The sequence below is a fragment of the Planotetraspora sp. A-T 1434 genome, assembly GCF_025420585.1.
GTDB lineage: Bacteria > Actinomycetota > Actinomycetes > Streptosporangiales > Streptosporangiaceae > JAOEGB01.
The window spans coordinates 1-17,852 of sequence record NZ_JAOEGB010000023.1 but is presented as its reverse complement, the minus strand read 5'-3'; the positions used below and the strand labels follow the sequence as shown (position 1 = coordinate 17,852).

Genomic DNA, 17,852 nt, shown 5'->3' with positions numbered 1-17,852 from the left:
TTTCCTTGGACGCTCCGCACGGCGCGCTGGAAAGCCTTCACCGGGGTCGCCATCTGGTAGGGCTTGAGCCTCGCCTCGAAGGATCTGGCCTGCGGTTCGGTCCGAGGTGAACTCCGCGCCCCTCTCGCTCCCAGCCGCGATGACAGACACCGGCTCATCGACGGGACTGTGGACTGAGTCAATGTCTGTGGAATATGTGAGTTGACGCAAATTGTGAGGCCTTCCGCGGTATAGGTTCGGCTGCGTGATCGATGCCAGTGCCGATGCGGTCGGTGGCCGGTACCGTCTGGTCGAGGTTGTGGGGCGCGGTGGCATGGGGGTCGTGTGGCGCGCCCACGATTCGGTTCTCAACCGCACCGTGGCCCTTAAGCAGGTCGTCTTGGACCACTTACCGCCGGGGCCCTCCAGGACCGACGCGCTGGCCAGGGTGCTCAATGAGGCGCGTACGGCGGCTCGGCTCCGGCATCCGTCCGTGGTGACGATCTACGACGTCATCGAGGAGAACGGGACGCCCTGGATCGTCATGGAGTTCCTCGTCGGGCGGTCGCTGGAGGAAGAACTCGCCGAGGTGAGGCATGTCAGTGAAGCGCGAGCGGCTGAGATCGGACTGGCGGTCCTGGGGGCGCTGAACGCTGCGCACCGGGCGGGTATCACGCATCGGGATGTCAAACCGGCCAATATCCTGCTGCTGGCCAACGGGTTGGTTGTGCTCACAGACTTCGGCATCGCGCAGGCCGAGGGCGATCCGACGCTGACCGCGACAGGGACCTTGATCGGCTCGCCCGCGTTCATGGCGCCGGAGCGGCTCAATGGGGAGCGAGCGGTCGCGGCGTCCGATCTGTGGTCGCTCGGGGTCGTGCTTTACGCGGCGGTCGAGGGCCGTCCGCCGTTCCGGCGTGGTGACACCATGGCCGCATTGTTCGCCGCGATCCTCACGCGCGACCCCGAGCCCATGCGTACGGCCGACCGGTTGCGGCCGCTCATCGCCGGTCTGCTGACCAAGGATCCGCGGAAGCGGATGACCGCGCCGGGAGCCGCGGAGCATCTCACCCGGGCGGCGAGCCGGCCCGGTCGCCAGCGCCGCCGACCCGTGCGCTCCGTGGCGGCCGCGTTGGCCATGGCAGTTGTCGTCATCGTGGTGGTCGTCGCCCTACCCCTGCTGAATCAGGAGCGCATAAGCACCGTGAGCATCGTCCTGTGCGTGAAACGGACCACTGACTGCCGCGGTGCGATTACCGCGGAGCGGCAGACCGCTCTGCTGACCGAACTTCAGGCGCTCCCTCAGGTCAAATGGGTCAGCTACCAGGACAACCGAGACGCGCCATCCTTCACGGTGAAGCTGCAGGCTCGCGCCGACGCGCAGACCGTCATGGATTTCGCCAGGACTCTGACGGGAGTTGCGTCCGTCACCCCTGTCATGCCGTAGCAGACAAGCACTGGCAGCGCGCTCGCGATCTTCTTGGGCTTCCCATCAGACAGTGCGGAAACGTTCACAGGTTCGCGCGCGGAGCATGCCCCGGCAGCCGTATGGATGGACCGATCAGGTATCGCCCATTGTCGATCGTTCATCTGGCACATGCTCGCCGCGCCCAGGTTCGCGCACGCTGATTCGGTGCGACGCCCGACCACGTCACGACGAGACAACGATTAATCGCTTGGTTGCCGGGGAGCATTAGAACGGACACAGCCGTCGCTTTCGCTCCCTTCGCGAAAAGGCAGAATCAGGCAACAGTGCGCCAGCATTGAACAACTGCGGCGAGCCGGATCGGCAAGCCGGTGACCATGGACGCATCCGCCAGCGCCAGCCCGATATCGCACGGTGCCACCGGCCCGGTCAAGGAAGAGCGAAGCTCGCGGGCCTTCGTCTCCGCAGCGTCCGGCTTGAACGCGGCGAGCCCGGAGTGTCGGCGAGCTCGGCCACCGGATCTGTGTGGCGAACCTCACACTCGCGCCGCTCAACCTGTGGCGCACCCAAACCGCCCGACCCGATTGTCGCTATATCGCGGAAAAGCTACACGGACCTGGCCTTATGTATGGCCCGGAGATGGATGAAGAACGGAGCGTCCACCACAATCTAGAATTTATCTAGAGAATATTAAAGAATTTAGCCCGCTAACTTTTAGGAAGAGCTTGTAAGGGGCCGGAGATCCCTGATAGAGATCGCCTGACATTTCGCTTATTTCCCAACGGGGTAAATGTGAGAAAGTTAGGCACCTTCCTCCCCGCCTCAGCGGTCGGCGGCCGAAGATCGGGACCAAAGACGGGGCTGGTCACGGCCATCGTGGCCATGTCACTGCTGGCGGGTGGGGCTGTCCCCGCCGTTGCGGATGACGGGCAGCCGAGTCCAGGTAGCGCTCCGGGATCATCCACTCCGCCAATCACGACTTTCCCCAAGCCCGCCGATCCCGATGCCGCGCTGCGAGCCGCCGTCGCTGAGGCGAAGAAGCAGGACAAGCCCGTCCAGGTGACCGCGGCGGACACCGAGTCAAGCTGGACCTGGGCCTACCCGGACGGTCATCTGACCACTCAGTCGTGGGCGGGCCCGGCCCGGGTCAAGCAGCCGGACGGAACGTTCCGGTGGATCGACACCACCCTGGAAGAACGCGACGGGGCGCTCCAGCCGAAGGTGGCAAGGGCTGACGTTCGGATCAGCTCGGGCGGGGACGCGCATCTCGTCGCCTTGGAGCGCGACGATCAGTCGTTCGCGGTCGAGTGGCCGACCGCGCTGCCGAAGCCGCGGATCGAGGGCAACAAGGCGATCTACGACATCTCCCGGCCTGGGATGAAGGCGGATCTGGTGGTGACCGCCCTCGCGTCCGGATTTCGCCATGACGTGATCCTGCGCGAGCGCCCGACGGTGCCGGTGGAGTTCCGGCTTCCGGTTCGTACGGCAGGGCTTACTTTGGCCGAGAGCAAGTCGGGCGGGTTGAAGCTGACCGACGCCAAGGGCAGGACCGTGGCCGCGGCTGCCGAGCCGTACATGACCGAGGCGCCGAGCGCGGATGTGAAGACCAGCCCGAACATGCGCGGCGACGTGGACGCGCGGGTGGTCGGCAAGGCTGGCAACCAGACGCTGGTCATCACTCCGGACCCGAAGTTCCTCGCGGACAAGGACACCAGCTATCCCCTGACGGTGGATCCCACCGTATCGCTGGCCGCGGGCAGCGACGCGTGGGTCCAGGCGCGGACCGGGGCCGCCGACAGCACCGGGTCGGTGCTGAACGCCGGCACCGGCACCTACTGGCAGTCCGAACGCAGATGCTCGGGAAGCGTCTGCACCTACACCAACAAGATCTATCCGAACTTTCTGCGCGGCTACGTGAAGTTCGAGGACAGCACCGCCTACCTCAACAAGTACATCGACTCCGCCCATCTCGACTTGGTGGGCTACTACACCGGGCCTTGCGCGGGCGCGACGATCACGACCTCGGCGATCACGTCAACCTGGAGCACAAGTGGGCTCTCGTGGAGTTCCCGCCCCCCGGTCACCTCAAGTGGAGCCGTGACGACGCAGCCTTCCTGCGACTCTGGGATCATCACCAACTCGATCGATGTCACCCAGATGGCCAAGGCATGGTCTGCCGGAACCCCCAACTACGGGGTTGAGCTGAAGTCGAACGAGGATCCGCGTACGAGCTGGCCCGACGATCCAGACCCGGTGACCGCGAAGTACTGGTCCTTCGATTCGGTCGAGTCTGGTCAGAGCCCGCCCCGGCTGAGCGTGACCTATCTCCTCCCGCCGGAGATTCCGACCGTGACCGGCGAATCGATCGACTCGATCGTCGGCAACGACGCGATCTCCCGCACCAGCGACGTCAAGATCAACTACTCGTCCACCTCGATCGACGGCAAGAAGCTCGACTACCTGGTGTCCATCTCCGATCCGACGACGCCCATTCCGGTCCCGACCGCGACACCGTCGCCGAGTCCCAGCCCAACGCCCACTCCGTCACCGTCTCCGACGGGCGTTCCGGGTCTGGTCGCCGCGTACGGGATGGACGAGGGCACCGGAACCACGGTGGCGGACAAGTCCGGCACCGGCAACGTGGGCACGGCGAGTGGCACGGCCTGGGCGGCGGGCAAGTACGGCCAGGCACTGTCGTTCAACGGCACATCCAGCATGGTCACCGTCCCGGATGCCGCCTCCCTACGGATGACCGGCAAGCTGACCATGGAAGCCTGGGTCAAACCCACGACCCTGGGGGCGACTCGTCCGGCGCTGGTCAAGGAAGCCACGTCCGGGCCCCCTTATGCCTTGCACGCCGCGGTGAAGACCTGCACCGCGGCTCCCTTCCTGTGCGCGATCATGCCGACCTATAGCTATCTACCCAGTTCGCAGGTGAAGATCGGCGGCAGCGCTTACTCCGCGACGGGGAGCACCGCTCTGCCGACCGGGTCGTGGAGCCACATCGCCGGCGTCTACGACGGCACGACGGTGAAGACCTACGTCAACGGCGCCCCGGTCACCACCACCAACGTCAGCGGCACCAACGACACCAGCACCTCGCCCCTGCGGATCGGCGCCGACACCGTGGCGGGCACCTACTTCAGCGGACTGATCGACGATGTCCGGGTCTACAACATCGCCCTCACCCAGGCCCAGATCCAGGCCGACATGAACACGGCCGTCGGCGCGCCACCTCCTGTGGACAATCCGCCCACCGCGCCCGGCACACTGACCGCCGTCGCCGGACCCGACACCGTCGACCTGTCCTGGGGAGCGGCGACCGACGACCACGGCGCGGTCAGCTACGAGGTGCACCGCTCGAAGACGGCGAACTTCACCCCGACCCCCGCCACACGAATCGCCACACTCAGCTCTCTGACCTACAGCAACAGCGGCATGGCCCAGGGCCAGTACTACTACCGCGTCGTGGCTATCGACAACGCCGGGCAGGCCGGCCCCTCCTCCAACGAGGTCGCGGCCATGACCTCCGCGCAGCTCTTCCCGCCGATCTCCAGCGCCCTGTCTGGACAGGTGATCAGGAGCGAGTTCAAGCTCGGCAGCCCAGACAGCTTCAAGTTCAAGATCAAGGTCTGCCTGACCGGGGTCACGCCGCGGATCTGTAACGAGACGCCCTTCTATCGGATCACTTCCGATGCCCCTCATCTTCCGACCGACCTGGCTACTGGCACGGAGGAACCGCTCAACCCGACCTTGTCCGGCATCGTCTCCCGTCCGTCGGGTGGTCCAGTCAAGGGCCGTTTCTATCTGTACCAGGCGGACGGCACACCGCTCGGCCCCGTCCCTCTGGCGGAGGGCGAGGTCTCCGGCGGTGAGCGGCTGACCGCTCGGGTGCCGGGTGGCTTGATCGCCGAGGACGGCTCCTACTACTGGCGGATGGACGCGTGCCTGGCGGAGATCTGCACGCCGAAGACCGCGCCCGTACCCTTCGGCGCACCGGTCCCCGAACCGGAATCACCGCCGACCCAGCAGGTCACCCTGTCCGGTAACGCGTTGACCATCCGCTCGGCCTCGGCCTCGGCCACGGCCTGCGGGGGCGCGCCCTGCCCGCTCACTCCGTCCACCGCCCAGGTGGGCGGCGCGGGAGCGGCCCGCAAGGTGTCGCTGATCAAGGCAGACATGAGCTCCCTTCCGCCGGGAGCCTTGATCACCTCCGCGCTGCTGGACCTCGGCGGCGCGACCTGCGATGGACCATGCCCCAACAGCCAGGTGATCGCGGCCCACTTCGAAAAGAACGAGCTCGAGGAGAACCCGACCGGGTCCGCGCTGGTGGCGGGTCTGGTCCAGCAGTCACAGCAGCAGGTGCAGGTCGGCACACCGGAGATCGACGTAACCGCGAACGCGGATGGCTGGCGGCACGAGGTGCCGGACAAGACCTTCATCGACCCTGGTGTGGTAGTGCTCTCCGACGAGACCGTTCCGCCGGTCGAGCTCGGCGGGAGCGGGGCGAGCCGCCCCACCTCACTGCGGGTGACCTACCGCCCGGCCGGGCCACCCGGGATCATCCCCAGGATCGACGTCCGGCAGGGCGACGGCGGAGCGCTGCTCCGGTGGGCGCGCCCGGACGACCTCGGCGCGGACACCGAGATCCAGAGCTTCGACCTGCAAGTGTTGGACACCGGGAACACGGTCGTCCGATCCCTGACTGCCAACGAGGCCACGGTCATCGTCGGCGGGCTCACCAACGGCGCCACCTACCGATTCCAGGTCCGCACCCGCACGCCGTTCGGCGTCGGCCCGTGGAAGGTGTCGGCGGAGACCGTCCCGCAGGCCGTTCCCGGCGGCCCGACCGCCTACCAAGACGCGGTCGACGAGTACGCCGAGGCCCGGCAGAGCCTGCTCGACAAGCGGACGGAGAACACCGGGGAGGCCGTCGAGGACGCCAGCCAAGCGGCCAAGATCGAGCCCATGCTGTACGCGCGACAGCAGGACTTGATCACCACGGGAGTTGAGGACCGTGCCACCGCCGGCGTCGGGCTCGCTGACACCCTGGTGTCGAAGCTGGACGACGGCACCGTCGTGGTGCGCTCGGCCGTGACCGGGACCACCGTGTACAACGGCCCGGTCGATCCGGTCGAGAACGAGTGGACCGCCACGGAGGACTTCGTCTTCGCCGCCGACGCGAATGGCAACGGCCAGCTCAAGCTCAGCGGCGAGAAGAGCGCGTCCGCTGTGGACGCCATGCCGGCGGGCAACTCGTCACAGGTAAACGCCTGGGCCGGTGGCGTGGCGCCGGATCCGGTCACCGTGCTGCCGCCGGTGAACGACAGCACCGCGGATCCCCCGGCCTTCGCCCGGACTCTGGCCGCGACGGCGCTGACCCGGCGGGAGAAAGCCGCCATCTGGGCCGAGGTGAACGTCGGCCCAGCCACCAGCAAGGGCTGGGAGTATCCCAACGACTGCGCCGACTTCGTGTCCAAGGCGCTGGCTCGGGGCGGCAAGTTCCGCCAGATCCACGTCTGGGAATGGTTGTCCTTCGTCGACCGGCGAAGCAGAGGCACCTGGTGGGAACGCGGCTGGGGAGATGACTCCTTCACGTTCGCAGCGGCGAACAAAAATTACGAGCACTTCATGACCTACCCCTTCGGGCAGTCCGATGAGACTCGGGCCACCGTCTCCGCCACGTGGACGCCAACCGACTCGCGGCTTTCCAACGTCAAGATCGGTGACACGATCTACTTCCTGAACAGAAAGACTGGCGAGTACACCCATATGGGGATCGTCACCAACGTGAAGGGGAGCCCACCGATCAACATCAAGCAGGTGTACTTCGCGCAGCACGGCGGGCATGCGGGCACGGGTTCCGGTCCCTTCATGAATCTCGGGGAGCGGTTCGACGTCAAGGAGTTCAGCGGGCTGGTGTTCGGCCGTGTTGCGTGGTAGTGGCATTCGCCGAGCGCTGCTGGTCCTCGTCCTGATTCCGGTGCTGACCAGCTGCTGGTGCGGGCAGGTCGTCAGGCGGGACGTGCCGGTGCCGCCCGCCTCGGCCAGCCCGGAGGAGGTGGTGCGCGCCTACATCGATGCCCTGCTCGGCAAAGACGCGGAGACCGTTCGTGCCGTCATGGTGCCGGAAACGGATTTCGACAACGAGTTCAACAATTCAATCAATCCGTTCCGGAACTGGATCTCGGCGAATGACATCACGATCGGCGAGTCGTACACATCGGACCTGTGCCCGGCCGGGGAGAAGTGCCGGAGGATGAATGTCACCATGGAGCTGTGCGAGGTCAACGACGGGTCATACCCCGACGGCGACTTCGCTCAGAGCTTCGGGGTGCGGTACGTGAAGGACCGGTGGCTCGTGACCGGGTTCGGGAGCGGCTGACCGAGACCGATGGCCGTGATCCCTTCAGGGATCACGGCCATTCGAATGTGTCGTGCGCCGCCTTTTCTTGCCATCGATCGTGCTGCGGCGGCGACGGTGTGTCTCAGGCCAGGTCCAGGTCGAGGGGCGAGCAGGGCTGGCCGTCCTGGGAGTCCGCTGCGAGAGGATCACCCAGGACCTGCCCCGGCAAATCGCCGCCGGCAGGCTCGCCGATGGTGGCGTGCGGCAACGCGTTGCGGATCGCCGGACGAAACATTTGGCACATGTCGATCGCCACATGGGGGTAATGGCGTCTTTCCACTCGGCGGACTGGGCGGCTAGCCAATGCGGCGACCACGGTGGAGACGCGGCCCTCGACCTGGCCGAGCAGCCCCTGATTGCCCGAAAGATCGGTGTACCCGACGTGCTAGCGGTCCGCGACCACACGATATTTGCCGGTGACCGGGTCGAGTTTCCAGCGGGGACGGCTCCGGCGGATCCCATCGATCCCGACGGCCGTGGTCGGTTGCGGCTGCTCAGGCAGGACAAAACCGTACGAGCGCTGAACAGGTTGAGTCAGACATTGCGGCTTGGAGATCGTTGCTCCTGTACGACTGGTGTGGGCCGTGTTGCGGCTGCCGGTGAGGTGGAATCCCCGCGGACGGGCAGGTCCAGAGGAGTGTCGGCTACGGCGGGACGGGTGGAGAGCCATTCGAGCCATCGTTGTGATCCGTGCCGTTGGCGGCCGGCTTGCGTTGTGAGGGCGGGGGAGTCTCGGCGTAGTTCTAGAGCGTGAATCTCGGGCCACAGCGCTGGTCGCTGGGCGGGGTCGGCGGATAGGAAGATGGCTTCGCTGATCGCCCATGAGGTCCGGAGCTTGGGCCTGGTGAGTTCTTCGTATGACCTCTGCCAATGCGAGGTCATCACAACGGGCGACGGGCTGCAGACCGAACACTTCGGATTGCGACAAGTCAGCGGTCGGTGGTTGATCACTGGGCATGGCCAAGGCTGAGCCGCTCGGTTCGGCCAGACGATTGAGGCCGTGAGTCACTGCTCTCGCACGACTCGCGAGAGCGGACGGGCCTCATCCCATCCGATCGTCTGCGTGGAATCCGCGCAGACGATCGGACCGGCCTTTGCGCCGGATCACCAGGTCACGGGCAGCTCGTATACGCCGTAGACCACCCCGTCGTGCTTGAACGGTACCTGGTTCGAGATCAATGGCCCGCCGCAGGGTGGGGATGCGCCGGAAGCGCCGAGGACGACCCATCCATCGGAGACGGAGGCCGAGTGCTGGCCAGATGGTTGCAACTACCGCAACAGCCCTGAACGCGGCAAAGTAGTGCGCTGCACCTGAGTGGTCGAAGCGACGCCTGGTTGCCTGCCGCGAGTGACATTTTCATGCGTTGTCGATCCGGGGGCGGGTCGTTCGTGTAGCTGGTGACGGGCCGGCGATGGGTTGGCCCTGCACGCAGGGAGAGCGCGATGGGCAAGCTCGTTGTGGTTGAGAACGTGACGCTCGACGGGGTCATGCAGGCACCGGGCGGGGCCGACGAGGACACGCGGGGAGGCTTCCCGCATGGCGGCTGGGCCCACCCGTATGCCGACCACGTCATGGCCGGAACGATGGGCAAGGGCATGAGCGGGGACGGCGGGATGCTCTTCGGCCGCCGCACCTACGAACAGTTCTACCGTTTCTGGTCGCGGCAGACCGATGGCAACCCGTACACCGAGGTCCTCAACCGCAAGCACAAGTACGTCGCCTCGCGGAGCATGGCCGAGCCCCTCCCTTGGGAGAACTCGTCCCTGCTGAAGGGCGATGTGGCCGACGCCGTGGTGGCGCTGAAGCGCGACGTCGAGGGCGACCTGGTCGTGCTCGGCAGCGGCGAGCTGGTGCGGTCGCTGACCAGGGCCGGCCTGGTCGACGTCTACACGCTGTCGATCCACCCGCTCACGCTCGGTACGGGGACGAAGCTGTTCGCCGAGGGGGAGCACGCGTACGGCACGTGGGAGCTGGTCGAGGCGGTGCCGACGACGAAAGGTGTGATCATCGCGACCTATCGCCCGACTGCCTGAGAGGATCACGTGACATGAGGCAGTACCTGCTCAGCGTCTACCAGCCCGACGGCGACCCGCCGTCGCCAGAGGTCCTCGCCCCGATCATGGCCGACCTCGGCGCCCTGGCCGAGGAGATGCGGGCCGCCGGCGCCTGGGTCTTCTCCGTCGGCCTCCACCCGGCCGGCACCGCGACGGTCGTCCGTGACCGCGACGGCGAAGCGCTGCTCACCGACGGCCCGTTCACCGAGGGCAAAGAGCACCTCGGCGGCTTCACGATCATCAACGCGCCGGACCTTGACGCCGCCTTGGCGTGGGGCGCCAGGATGGCCCGCGCCTCCACGCTGCCGGTCGAGGTGCGGCCCGTCGCATGAGCGGCGACATCGAGCGGATCTTCCGCAAGGAGTACGGCCGCGCTGTCGCGGTCCTGGTCCGCGTCTTCGGCGACATCGACGTCGCCGAAGACGCGGTACAGGACGCGTTCGCCACGGCCGTGCAGCGCTGGCCGGTCGACGGGGTGCCGCCCAGCCCGGCCGGTTGGATCATCACGACCGCCCGTAACCGGGCGATCGACCGCCTGCGCCGCGAGTCGACGCGGGCCGACCGGCACGCCGAGGCGCTGTTGCTGCGGGCGTCCGACGATGCACCCGACCCTGGACAGGAAGGTCCCGTGCGCGACGACCGGCTCCGCCTGATCTTCACCTGCTGCCACCCCGCGCTCGCGCCCGCCACCCGCGTCGCGCTCACGCTCCGGCTGCTTGGCGGGCTGACCACCGCCGAGATCGCGCGCGCGTTCCTCGTGCCTGAGCCGACCATGGCCCAGCGGCTCGTCCGCGCCAAGGGCAAGATCCGTGACGCCGGCATCCCGTACCGCCTGCCCCGCGACGCCGACCTTCCCGACCGCCTCCGCGCGGTCCTCGCCGTCGTCTACCTCATCTTCAACGAGGGCTACACCGCGAGCTCAGGTGAGAGCCTCGCCCGCGACGACCTGAGCGCTGAGGCCGTACGGCTCGGCCGCCTGCTCGCGGCACTGATGCCCGACGAGCCAGAGGTGCTCGGCCTGCTCGCGCTGATGTTGCTGATCGAGTCGCGACGGCCGGCGCGCACCGACCCCGGCGGCGGCCTCGTGCGCCTCGCCGACCAGGACCGCACGCTCTGGGACCACACCCTGATCACAGAGGGTCAGGATCTGCTCAGGCAGTGTCTGCGCCGCGACCAGCCCGGCCCCTACCAACTGCAAGCGGGCATCAACGCCGTGCACAGCGACGCCGCCACGGCCGCCGACACCGACTGGCGACAAATCCTTGCCCTGTACGACCACCTGGCCGCCCTGATACCAACTCCGGTCGTCGCGCTGCACCGCGCGGTCGCACTGGCCGAGGTGTACGGCCCGGCAGCCGCCTTGCCGCTCGTGGACGCCCTCGATGGCCTCGACCGCCATCACGTGCTCCACGCGGTACGCGGCGACCTGCTCGGCCGCCTCGGCCGTGCCGACGACGCCGCTGCGGCCTACGAGCGCGCCGCCGTGCTCACCGGCAACGCCACCGAGCGCCGCTTCCTCCACTCCCGCGCCGCCCTCCGCGCTTGAGCAACGCCGCACTCAAGTCGGCACGAGCGCGCACAGCGGCATGAGAGTGCACGCATCCGGCGTGGTCTCCGCGTGTCGACCGCAGCACACGCGCAGGTCGTTAGATGGGGTGCGTGCAGGCGTACAGGTCCGTACGGCCGAAAACCGCTTGCCTCGCGTGGCGGGCTCAGGGAACGTGGTGTCCATGATGCTCTGACGGACCGCACCCCGCTACTCCGAGATGCCACTGCGCCGACTCGCGCCGTAATGCCGTCGCCCCATACCCCTGTTCAGCGAAAAGAGCGTTTTGTCTCAGCAACACTCTCGGCAGGAGTCCCTGCTGCCGTCCACCCCGGCCATGGGTTCGGCCACCGTCACCGTGTTCGCCTCCCCCACAAGCTGGATCGAGTCCGATGCCCTCGCTCAGTGCCACCAGGTGGCCGCCCTCGACGGCATGATCCATGTTGCCGGCATGCCGGACCTGCGCCCCGGCAAGGGCGCCCCCATCGGGGCCGCCATGGCGTCGGCCGTGTTGTACCCGTTCCTGGTGGGCTCCGACATCGGGTGCGGCATCGCCGTGTTACCCCTCAAGCTCAAGCGGGCCGTACCCGAGAAGCTTGCCGCGCGGTTCCCCGACCTCGATCGCGCGCTGGACCCTGAGCAGGATGCCGACGACCCGGCCTGGGCCGTTGTGAAGGGCGATATTCCCGCCGGTCACCTCGAGGGCCTCGGGACGGTCGGCCGGGGCAACCACTTCGTCGAGCTGGCGCGGATCGGGACCGTCTTCGAGCCGGGCCACGCGAGCCGTCTCGGACTCGCCGCCGGCGACCTGGTTCTCATCGTCCACAGCGGTTCCCGAGGGCTGGGCGAACGGATCCTGCGGGCGCACACCGAGGTTCACGGCGCGGGCCCGGCCCCTGATCCCGGCGCCTACCTGGCGCTGCATGACGACGCCGTACGCTGGGGATCACTCAACCGGCGGCTGATGGCCGCCCGGGTCGCCCATGCCCTGGGGACCGAGCCCACCGAGCCGCTCGTCGACACCACGGTCCCTCTGGTCACCTACAAGACGCCCGACCTCGGGTCCACGCCCCAAATGGACCACCGGGACCACCGGGATCACCGCCGCAAGCGAGGCCGGCCGTGAGCGTCCACCTGCTCCTATCCGCCGGGCGTGGCCCGCAGGAGTGTGCCTGGGCGCTGGCCCGGCTGCTGCGCCGCCTGGAAGCCGACGCCACCCGGCAGAATCTCAAGACCCATCGAGCCCAAACCGTTCCAGGTGACCGGCCCGGCACCTACCGATCGGTCCTCATCCAGATCGCAGGAACCGGCGCCGAGGCGTTCGCCGCCTCGTGGACCGGAACTCTATGTTGGCAGGCCCCCAGCCCCTACCGGGCCTGCACCGGCCGGAAGAACTGGTACGTCACCGCCCAACCGTGCCAGGTCGATACCCCGCGCACGACGTTCGCGGAAGCAGACGTCGACATCGTCGCCTGCCGCACCGGCGGCCCCGGCGGTCAACATCGAAACAAGGCCAGCACGGCGGTACGGGCGACCCACCGGCCCTCGGGGATCGTCGTCGTGGTCGACGCCGAGCGGCAGTTCAGCCTCAATCGCCGCATCGCCATGCAACTGCTGCGACAGCGCATCGAGCGCGGCGAGGAGGCGGCAGGGCGCGCCGTCACCACCGCCCGCTGGCGCATCCACGATGAGCTCGTACGCGGCGACCCCACCCGTATCGAGCGTCCGGAAATGTCGAAGCAGGACCTGGCCCCGCAGAAGCAGACGCGCCAGCGACGGCGGCACGCCACCCGACCAACGCGCACCGCGGAAGGAGAATCGCGCTGATCGAGTCGACCCCGAGAAAGTACGCGCTGTTGAGAGCCGCCGCATGCGGTCGGCGTCTGTCGCGATGGCCGCCATCCGGGTGCGTGCGGTAATTAGTGACGGTCAGCGGCCAAGGGAGCATCGGTGACGGGCATCTGGCATGACGAAGGGAATGGGCTGGTACCTCTTCCAGCGCAGCCGTATGCGAACGAGCAGGCGCTTCACGGCAGTATCGAACTCACTCCCGCGATGTTGCCGCTTCCTGGTCAGCCAAGACTGGTGATCCTGGGTCGGGAGGTGCAGCTCGGCAACGGCTATGCCGATCTCGTGGCCGTGGATGCCGATAGCGGGCGACCAACGGTCATCGAGGTGAAACTCGCCGCTAATTCGGATCGGAGAACCATCTTCGCGCAGGTTCTCGGATACACGTCCTGTATTTTCGGCTATCGGCGACCGCATTCGAAGAGCTGATGCAGCCTTATGTCGCCGCACGCGGACACGCGACTGTCGCCGACGTGGTGGCTGCCGAGATCGGTGATGGATCATTCGACATCGAGACCTTTCGCAACGGCATGGCCGGCGAATTCGAGAAAGGGAATGCCCGCTGTGTCGTGGTCCTCGATGCCGCGCCGACCGACTTGATCGAGCTTGCCGGGTATCTGCAGACCGTCACCAACGATCGTCTGGATATCGATCTGGTGACGGTGATGGCCTACGACGTGCGTGGGAGCCAGGTGCTCGTCCCGCAACTGGTCGAGCCGGAGCGCGCTGTGGCGGCCTCGGTTTCGCCGTCGAGGATTCAACGGGAAGCCAAGCCGACTCCAGGATCGGCTTCCTTCCGCGACAGCATCGACAGCGCTGATCCCTCCCTTCGCGAATTGCGCCGCCGGCTGTGCGACTGGGCAGAGCGATTGCAGTCAGATGGTCTGGCCACCCTCTTCACCACTGTGGGCAAGGGCCGCTGGGTCCTCAATCCGCGTCTTCCCGGCCAGAGCCGTGGGATGTTCACGATCTGGAATGACCAAGGCCCCTATGTCAGGGATCCGGATCTGTTGCGATCCATGGTTAAGACCATGGCCGAGACATTGATGTCGACGGAGGCCAACGCGTTGTGCGGTGCCGGACCCTCGGGTGAGACCCGACGGCCCGGCCAGCGGCAAAAGAGTGCACCCGGGGTCCGGCCGCGTTTCACGCGGTGTTGGCCGGGGTGCTCCGCCCATCCGCCGGCAACGACACCGGTGGCCAGTAGGTGCGCGCTGGTGGCGATCAGTGCCTGTTCGCTGCCGTAGACGCGGCGAGGTTGATCTCTTGGGTGCGCAGGTCCAGGCTCGGTCCGGTGCACATGGCGAGCCTTCCGGAGCAGACTGCAAGGCACTGACTGTTTCCGCCGTTACGGCGACTAGCGATTGACCTCCGCGTAGGACGGTAGATCGGTTCTCACAACAAGGCCGTCGCGGACGGCCAGGGCGGTGTCGGCGGACGCGGCCAGTGCGGCGCGGAAGAGCAGCGAGCCGGTGCTGATCCGCCGCACGCCCAGATCCGTCAGGGAGGCGACGGTGTGCTGGTCAGGCAGGAACAGGACGTTGAGCGGCACGTCGACCGCCGCGACCACAGCGGCGATGTCGGCGGGTTCGGCCAGTCCGGGGACGAACACCCCGTCCGCGCCGGCGTCGGCATAAAGTCGCACCCGGCGTAGTGTCTCGGCGAGGTCGCCTGGGCGCTGCCAGTGGGTATCGGTCCGGGCGTTGACGAACAGCTTCGGCGCCTCTCGCTTCACTGACCGGATCAGCGCCGCGTGCGTCGCGGCGGGCCCCATGGCGTCCTCCATGTTGACGCCGACGGCGCCGGCCGCGGCCACGGCGACCGCGGTGGCGAGCGAGCCTGTCTCGATGTCGACGGTCAGATGGACAGGTAGTTGTGCCAGGCGGTGGGTGAGGCGGAGCGTTTCGGCGTCGGTGGCGCCGGCGCCATCGGGCAGGCCGTTGGCGGCCGCGACGCCGAGGCTGGTGGTGCCGAGCGCGGGGAAGCCCGCCTGTATGAGATAGCGGGCCGAGGCGACGTCCCACACGTTCGGCAGGATCAGCGGGTCGCCGGTGCGGTGCAGTGCAGCGAAGTCGGCCATGCGAGGACTCCTTCCACGAGCGCGAGGGCGTGCGCCCGGCCGGGGCAGCAGCGGGGTCCGGCGCCGAACGCCAGGCCGCCGGCCAGGCCGATTTGCACCACCTCGCCGACCCTGACCGTCACGTCGCCGACCGTGGTCGCGACGAGGGCCTGGCGCCTGGTCGCCGGGACCGGCGGGTCGTCGCATAGCACGTCGTCAACGGGGCGGTGCCGGGCTCGTTCGATCAGGACCGTGGTCGCGTTGCAGGCCTGCACGAGCACCCCGATACGGGCCGCGGTCAGCTCGTCGGCGACGCCGCCGAATACCGCGACGAGCCGGTCAACGGCCACATCGGCCCGGGATTCGTCGCCGGTGTCCGGCTGGTACGCCTGTGCGACGTCGCACACCAAGTCAACGACGCCCTCGTTGGCACCGATCGCGCGGGCCAGGGTCGCGACCGGGTGCGCCGGACCGGAGGTCCGCAAGGACTCCAGCGGGATCGCATCCAGGATCGCTACGGACAGGGCGCGTCGGCGCTCGTGGACCTCTCCGGTGCTGAACCGGCCGACCGTAGCTCGTAGCCAGGCAATTCCAGAGGACGCGGGCGGCACCGGCGGCACCACGAAGGCGGGGTCGTGCAGGACGGCCAGCGCGGCATCGTGACCGCTGATCTGCTGCATGGTGCCAACGCTATGGCCGCGACCGTTCGGTACCCGCCGAAATGAGATGGCGGAGAATAGGAGGGTGAACTCGGCGTCGGACCTGGCGGCGCTCGCGGCTCTTCTGGCGGACGAGACGCGGGCGGCCATGTGTCTTGCGCTCCTCGACGGCCGCGCGTGGACCGCGGGTGAACTGGCGATCCAGACCGGCGTCGCGCGCTCCACCGCGACCGAGCACCTGCACCGTCTCATCGACGGCGGCCTGCTCGTCGAGCGGCGTCAGGGCCGTCACCGGTATGTGCAGCTCGCCGGTCCTTCGGTCGCGAACCTCCTCGAGGACCTGTCGGCCCGGCTCGAGCCTCGGCAGGCGCCGGCGCGAGGGTTGCGGGCGGCGGCCGTGAGCGCGGCCCTGCGACGCGGCCGCACGTGCTACGACCACCTCGCCGGGCGGCTCGGTGTCGCGGTGACCGACGCGATGACCGGGGCGGGGCTTCTGGACCAGACGGGCGGGTTCGCGCTCACCGCGGCTGGTCTGGCGTGGCTGACCGGCCCGGTCGGGCTGGACCCCGACGTGCTGCGATTCGGAAAGCGGCCCCTCGCCCGCGGGTGTCTGGATTGGACGGAGCGACGGCAGCATCTCGCCGGAGTGGCCGGGGCGAGGCTATGCGAGAAGTTCTTCGACAACAGCTGGGTCGTGCGGATCGGGTCGGGTCGGGCGGTGCGGCTGACCCTGAACGGAAAGGCCGCGCTGCGGGACCTGCTGGGCGTCCCCGACATCGATTAACCGTTGCCTCCGATTCCCGGCGGATCGCAGGCGGACGACGCCGCGCCGCCCACGGACTGGCGACCGTGATGACCGTGCCCTGCTCGGACCCGGCTATGAAGACCTCAAGCACCCGCTCACCGGCATGACCGCCCGACGGCGGGGACGTACTGCTCAAGGTCTACGCCAAGTGCATCGACGGCGGCGCGGATACCGCCAACCAACGGATTGAAAGCGCCCTGACAGCCTGACTTGAAGAATTGTGTGAGAGGTTCTCGGACGTCCGGGACCCTCTTCCTAGTGCAACATCATCCGGTCTCTCGTTCACGCGGACGCTGACGACGCGCTATCCCACGGGGCTTCCGGCATGAGTGCGAGCGCTTCACCTGCGGCCCGGCGGACGTGCTCCCAAAGCGGGTAAGTAGCGATCGCCTCATCGCTCCACGCGGTGGAGTCAGCGCTGAGCCGATCAAGTAGGGCATCGATCTCGTTGAGTCGATTGCTCAACTCTGGGGAGATCCAGCCCATCTCCTTCGACTGCCATGAGGCGGGATAGGCAGGATCCCAATCAAAACACTCGTCAACAAAGGGCTCTGTGACCTGCTGTTGCGCGGCCAGGCAAAGGAGAGCAACAGTTTCTCGAAGCATGATCCAATTCCCACGCGTTCGTTGCGCGAGATCTGCCGTCTGCCACTCATCCATTGACGCCCCCGCCCGGCTACTCCTTGCCGTCATGCAGCGATTGTGATCCGCTATGCGGCGGGATGCACCTGAAAGGGTTCGCCGACCTTTCGTTGGACGCCCTTCCCTGAACCTCCCAGCAGCCTTCGTTGCCAGCTGGCCTGGGCGAACACCGGAAGATCCATCCCACAGATATCCCACAACCAGCGGCCATGCGGCCGCTCACAATGGCGTGCCACTGCGCATGACTGAAACGATCAACGACGTCCGAGCCGAGCGAAACCGCTGGTCAGACGCCGTTTTGGCTGATTGAGCGGAGGGCGTGGTGTTCTGGTTCAGGACATAGGAAACGGGTGTCTCGAGATATGGGAAACCCCGGTGGAGCATGTCTCCAGAGATAGGAAACACCGCGAGTTAGGAGCGTGGGATT

The 17,852-nt window shown here is 67.5% G+C and carries 15 protein-coding genes; 11 read left to right on the top strand and 4 right to left on the bottom strand.

What is annotated here, in order from left to right:
• Positions 1–244 precede the first annotated feature (244 nt).
• From N5079_RS26100 to N5079_RS26090, 3 genes are all read left to right on the top strand, one after another.
• Positions 245–1,426: a serine/threonine-protein kinase gene (locus N5079_RS26100; RefSeq protein WP_261586728.1), complete on the top strand. Its 1,182-nt coding sequence runs from the start codon at positions 245–247 to the stop codon at positions 1,424–1,426.
• Between the two features lie 771 nt (positions 1,427–2,197).
• Positions 2,198–7,348, top strand: a complete 5,151-nt coding sequence (locus N5079_RS26095; RefSeq protein ID WP_261586727.1) for a LamG-like jellyroll fold domain-containing protein — start codon at positions 2,198–2,200, stop codon at positions 7,346–7,348.
• Complete coding sequence (locus N5079_RS26090; RefSeq protein ID WP_261586726.1) at positions 7,335–7,790, top strand: hypothetical protein; 456 nt, start codon at positions 7,335–7,337, stop codon at positions 7,788–7,790. Before N5079_RS26095 ends, N5079_RS26090 begins: the two co-directional genes overlap by 14 nt.
• 103 nt (positions 7,791–7,893) lie before the next feature.
• Here N5079_RS26090 and N5079_RS26085 read toward each other — a convergent pair whose 3' ends face one another.
• Positions 7,894–8,046, bottom strand: coding sequence for a hypothetical protein (locus N5079_RS26085; RefSeq protein WP_261586725.1), 153 nt, complete (start codon positions 8,044–8,046; stop codon positions 7,894–7,896).
• Positions 8,047–9,254: 1,208 nt separating this feature from the next.
• Here N5079_RS26085 and N5079_RS26080 point away from each other — a divergent pair.
• The 7 genes from N5079_RS26080 (at position 9,255) to N5079_RS26050 (ending at position 14,507) form a co-directional block, all read left to right on the top strand.
• Positions 9,255–9,845, top strand: a complete 591-nt coding sequence (locus tag N5079_RS26080) for a dihydrofolate reductase family protein (protein ID WP_261586724.1) — start codon at positions 9,255–9,257, stop codon at positions 9,843–9,845.
• Between the two features lie 14 nt (positions 9,846–9,859).
• Entirely contained in the window at positions 9,860–10,198 is a 339-nt protein-coding gene (locus N5079_RS26075; protein WP_261586723.1) for a YciI family protein, read from the top strand.
• Positions 10,195–11,412, top strand: coding sequence for an RNA polymerase sigma factor (locus N5079_RS26070; protein WP_261586722.1), 1,218 nt, complete (start codon positions 10,195–10,197; stop codon positions 11,410–11,412). The genes N5079_RS26075 and N5079_RS26070 overlap by 4 nt, the downstream gene beginning before the upstream one ends.
• 286 nt (positions 11,413–11,698) lie before the next feature.
• Positions 11,699–12,538, top strand: a complete 840-nt coding sequence (locus N5079_RS26065) for an RtcB family protein (protein ID WP_261586721.1) — start codon at positions 11,699–11,701, stop codon at positions 12,536–12,538.
• Positions 12,535–13,239, top strand: a complete 705-nt coding sequence (prfH, locus tag N5079_RS26060) for a peptide chain release factor H (RefSeq protein ID WP_261586719.1) — start codon at positions 12,535–12,537, stop codon at positions 13,237–13,239. The genes N5079_RS26065 and prfH overlap by 4 nt, the downstream gene beginning before the upstream one ends.
• Before the next feature lie 123 nt (positions 13,240–13,362).
• Positions 13,363–13,689, top strand: a complete 327-nt coding sequence (locus tag N5079_RS26055) for a hypothetical protein (protein ID WP_261586718.1) — start codon at positions 13,363–13,365, stop codon at positions 13,687–13,689.
• On the top strand, positions 13,689–14,507 hold the full coding sequence (locus N5079_RS26050) for a hypothetical protein (protein ID WP_261586717.1): 819 nt from the start codon (positions 13,689–13,691) through the stop codon (positions 14,505–14,507). Before N5079_RS26055 ends, N5079_RS26050 begins: the two co-directional genes overlap by 1 nt.
• A gap of 110 nt (positions 14,508–14,617) precedes the next feature.
• On the opposite strand, the gene N5079_RS26045 is transcribed toward N5079_RS26050, so the two are convergent.
• Complete coding sequence (locus N5079_RS26045; protein ID WP_261586716.1) at positions 14,618–15,340, bottom strand: isocitrate lyase/phosphoenolpyruvate mutase family protein; 723 nt, start codon at positions 15,338–15,340, stop codon at positions 14,618–14,620.
• Positions 15,298–15,999, bottom strand: coding sequence for a cytochrome P450 (locus tag N5079_RS26040; protein WP_261586714.1), 702 nt, complete (start codon positions 15,997–15,999; stop codon positions 15,298–15,300). Before N5079_RS26040 ends, N5079_RS26045 begins: the two co-directional genes overlap by 43 nt.
• 46 nt (positions 16,000–16,045) lie before the next feature.
• Between N5079_RS26040 and N5079_RS26035 the strand changes: the two genes are divergently transcribed.
• Positions 16,046–16,762, top strand: a complete 717-nt coding sequence (locus N5079_RS26035) for an ArsR/SmtB family transcription factor (RefSeq protein WP_410007829.1) — start codon at positions 16,046–16,048, stop codon at positions 16,760–16,762.
• A 303-nt stretch (positions 16,763–17,065) separates the two neighbouring features.
• Here N5079_RS26035 and N5079_RS26030 read toward each other — a convergent pair whose 3' ends face one another.
• Positions 17,066–17,443, bottom strand: coding sequence for a hypothetical protein (locus tag N5079_RS26030; RefSeq protein WP_261586711.1), 378 nt, complete (start codon positions 17,441–17,443; stop codon positions 17,066–17,068).
• Positions 17,444–17,852 lie beyond the last annotated feature (409 nt).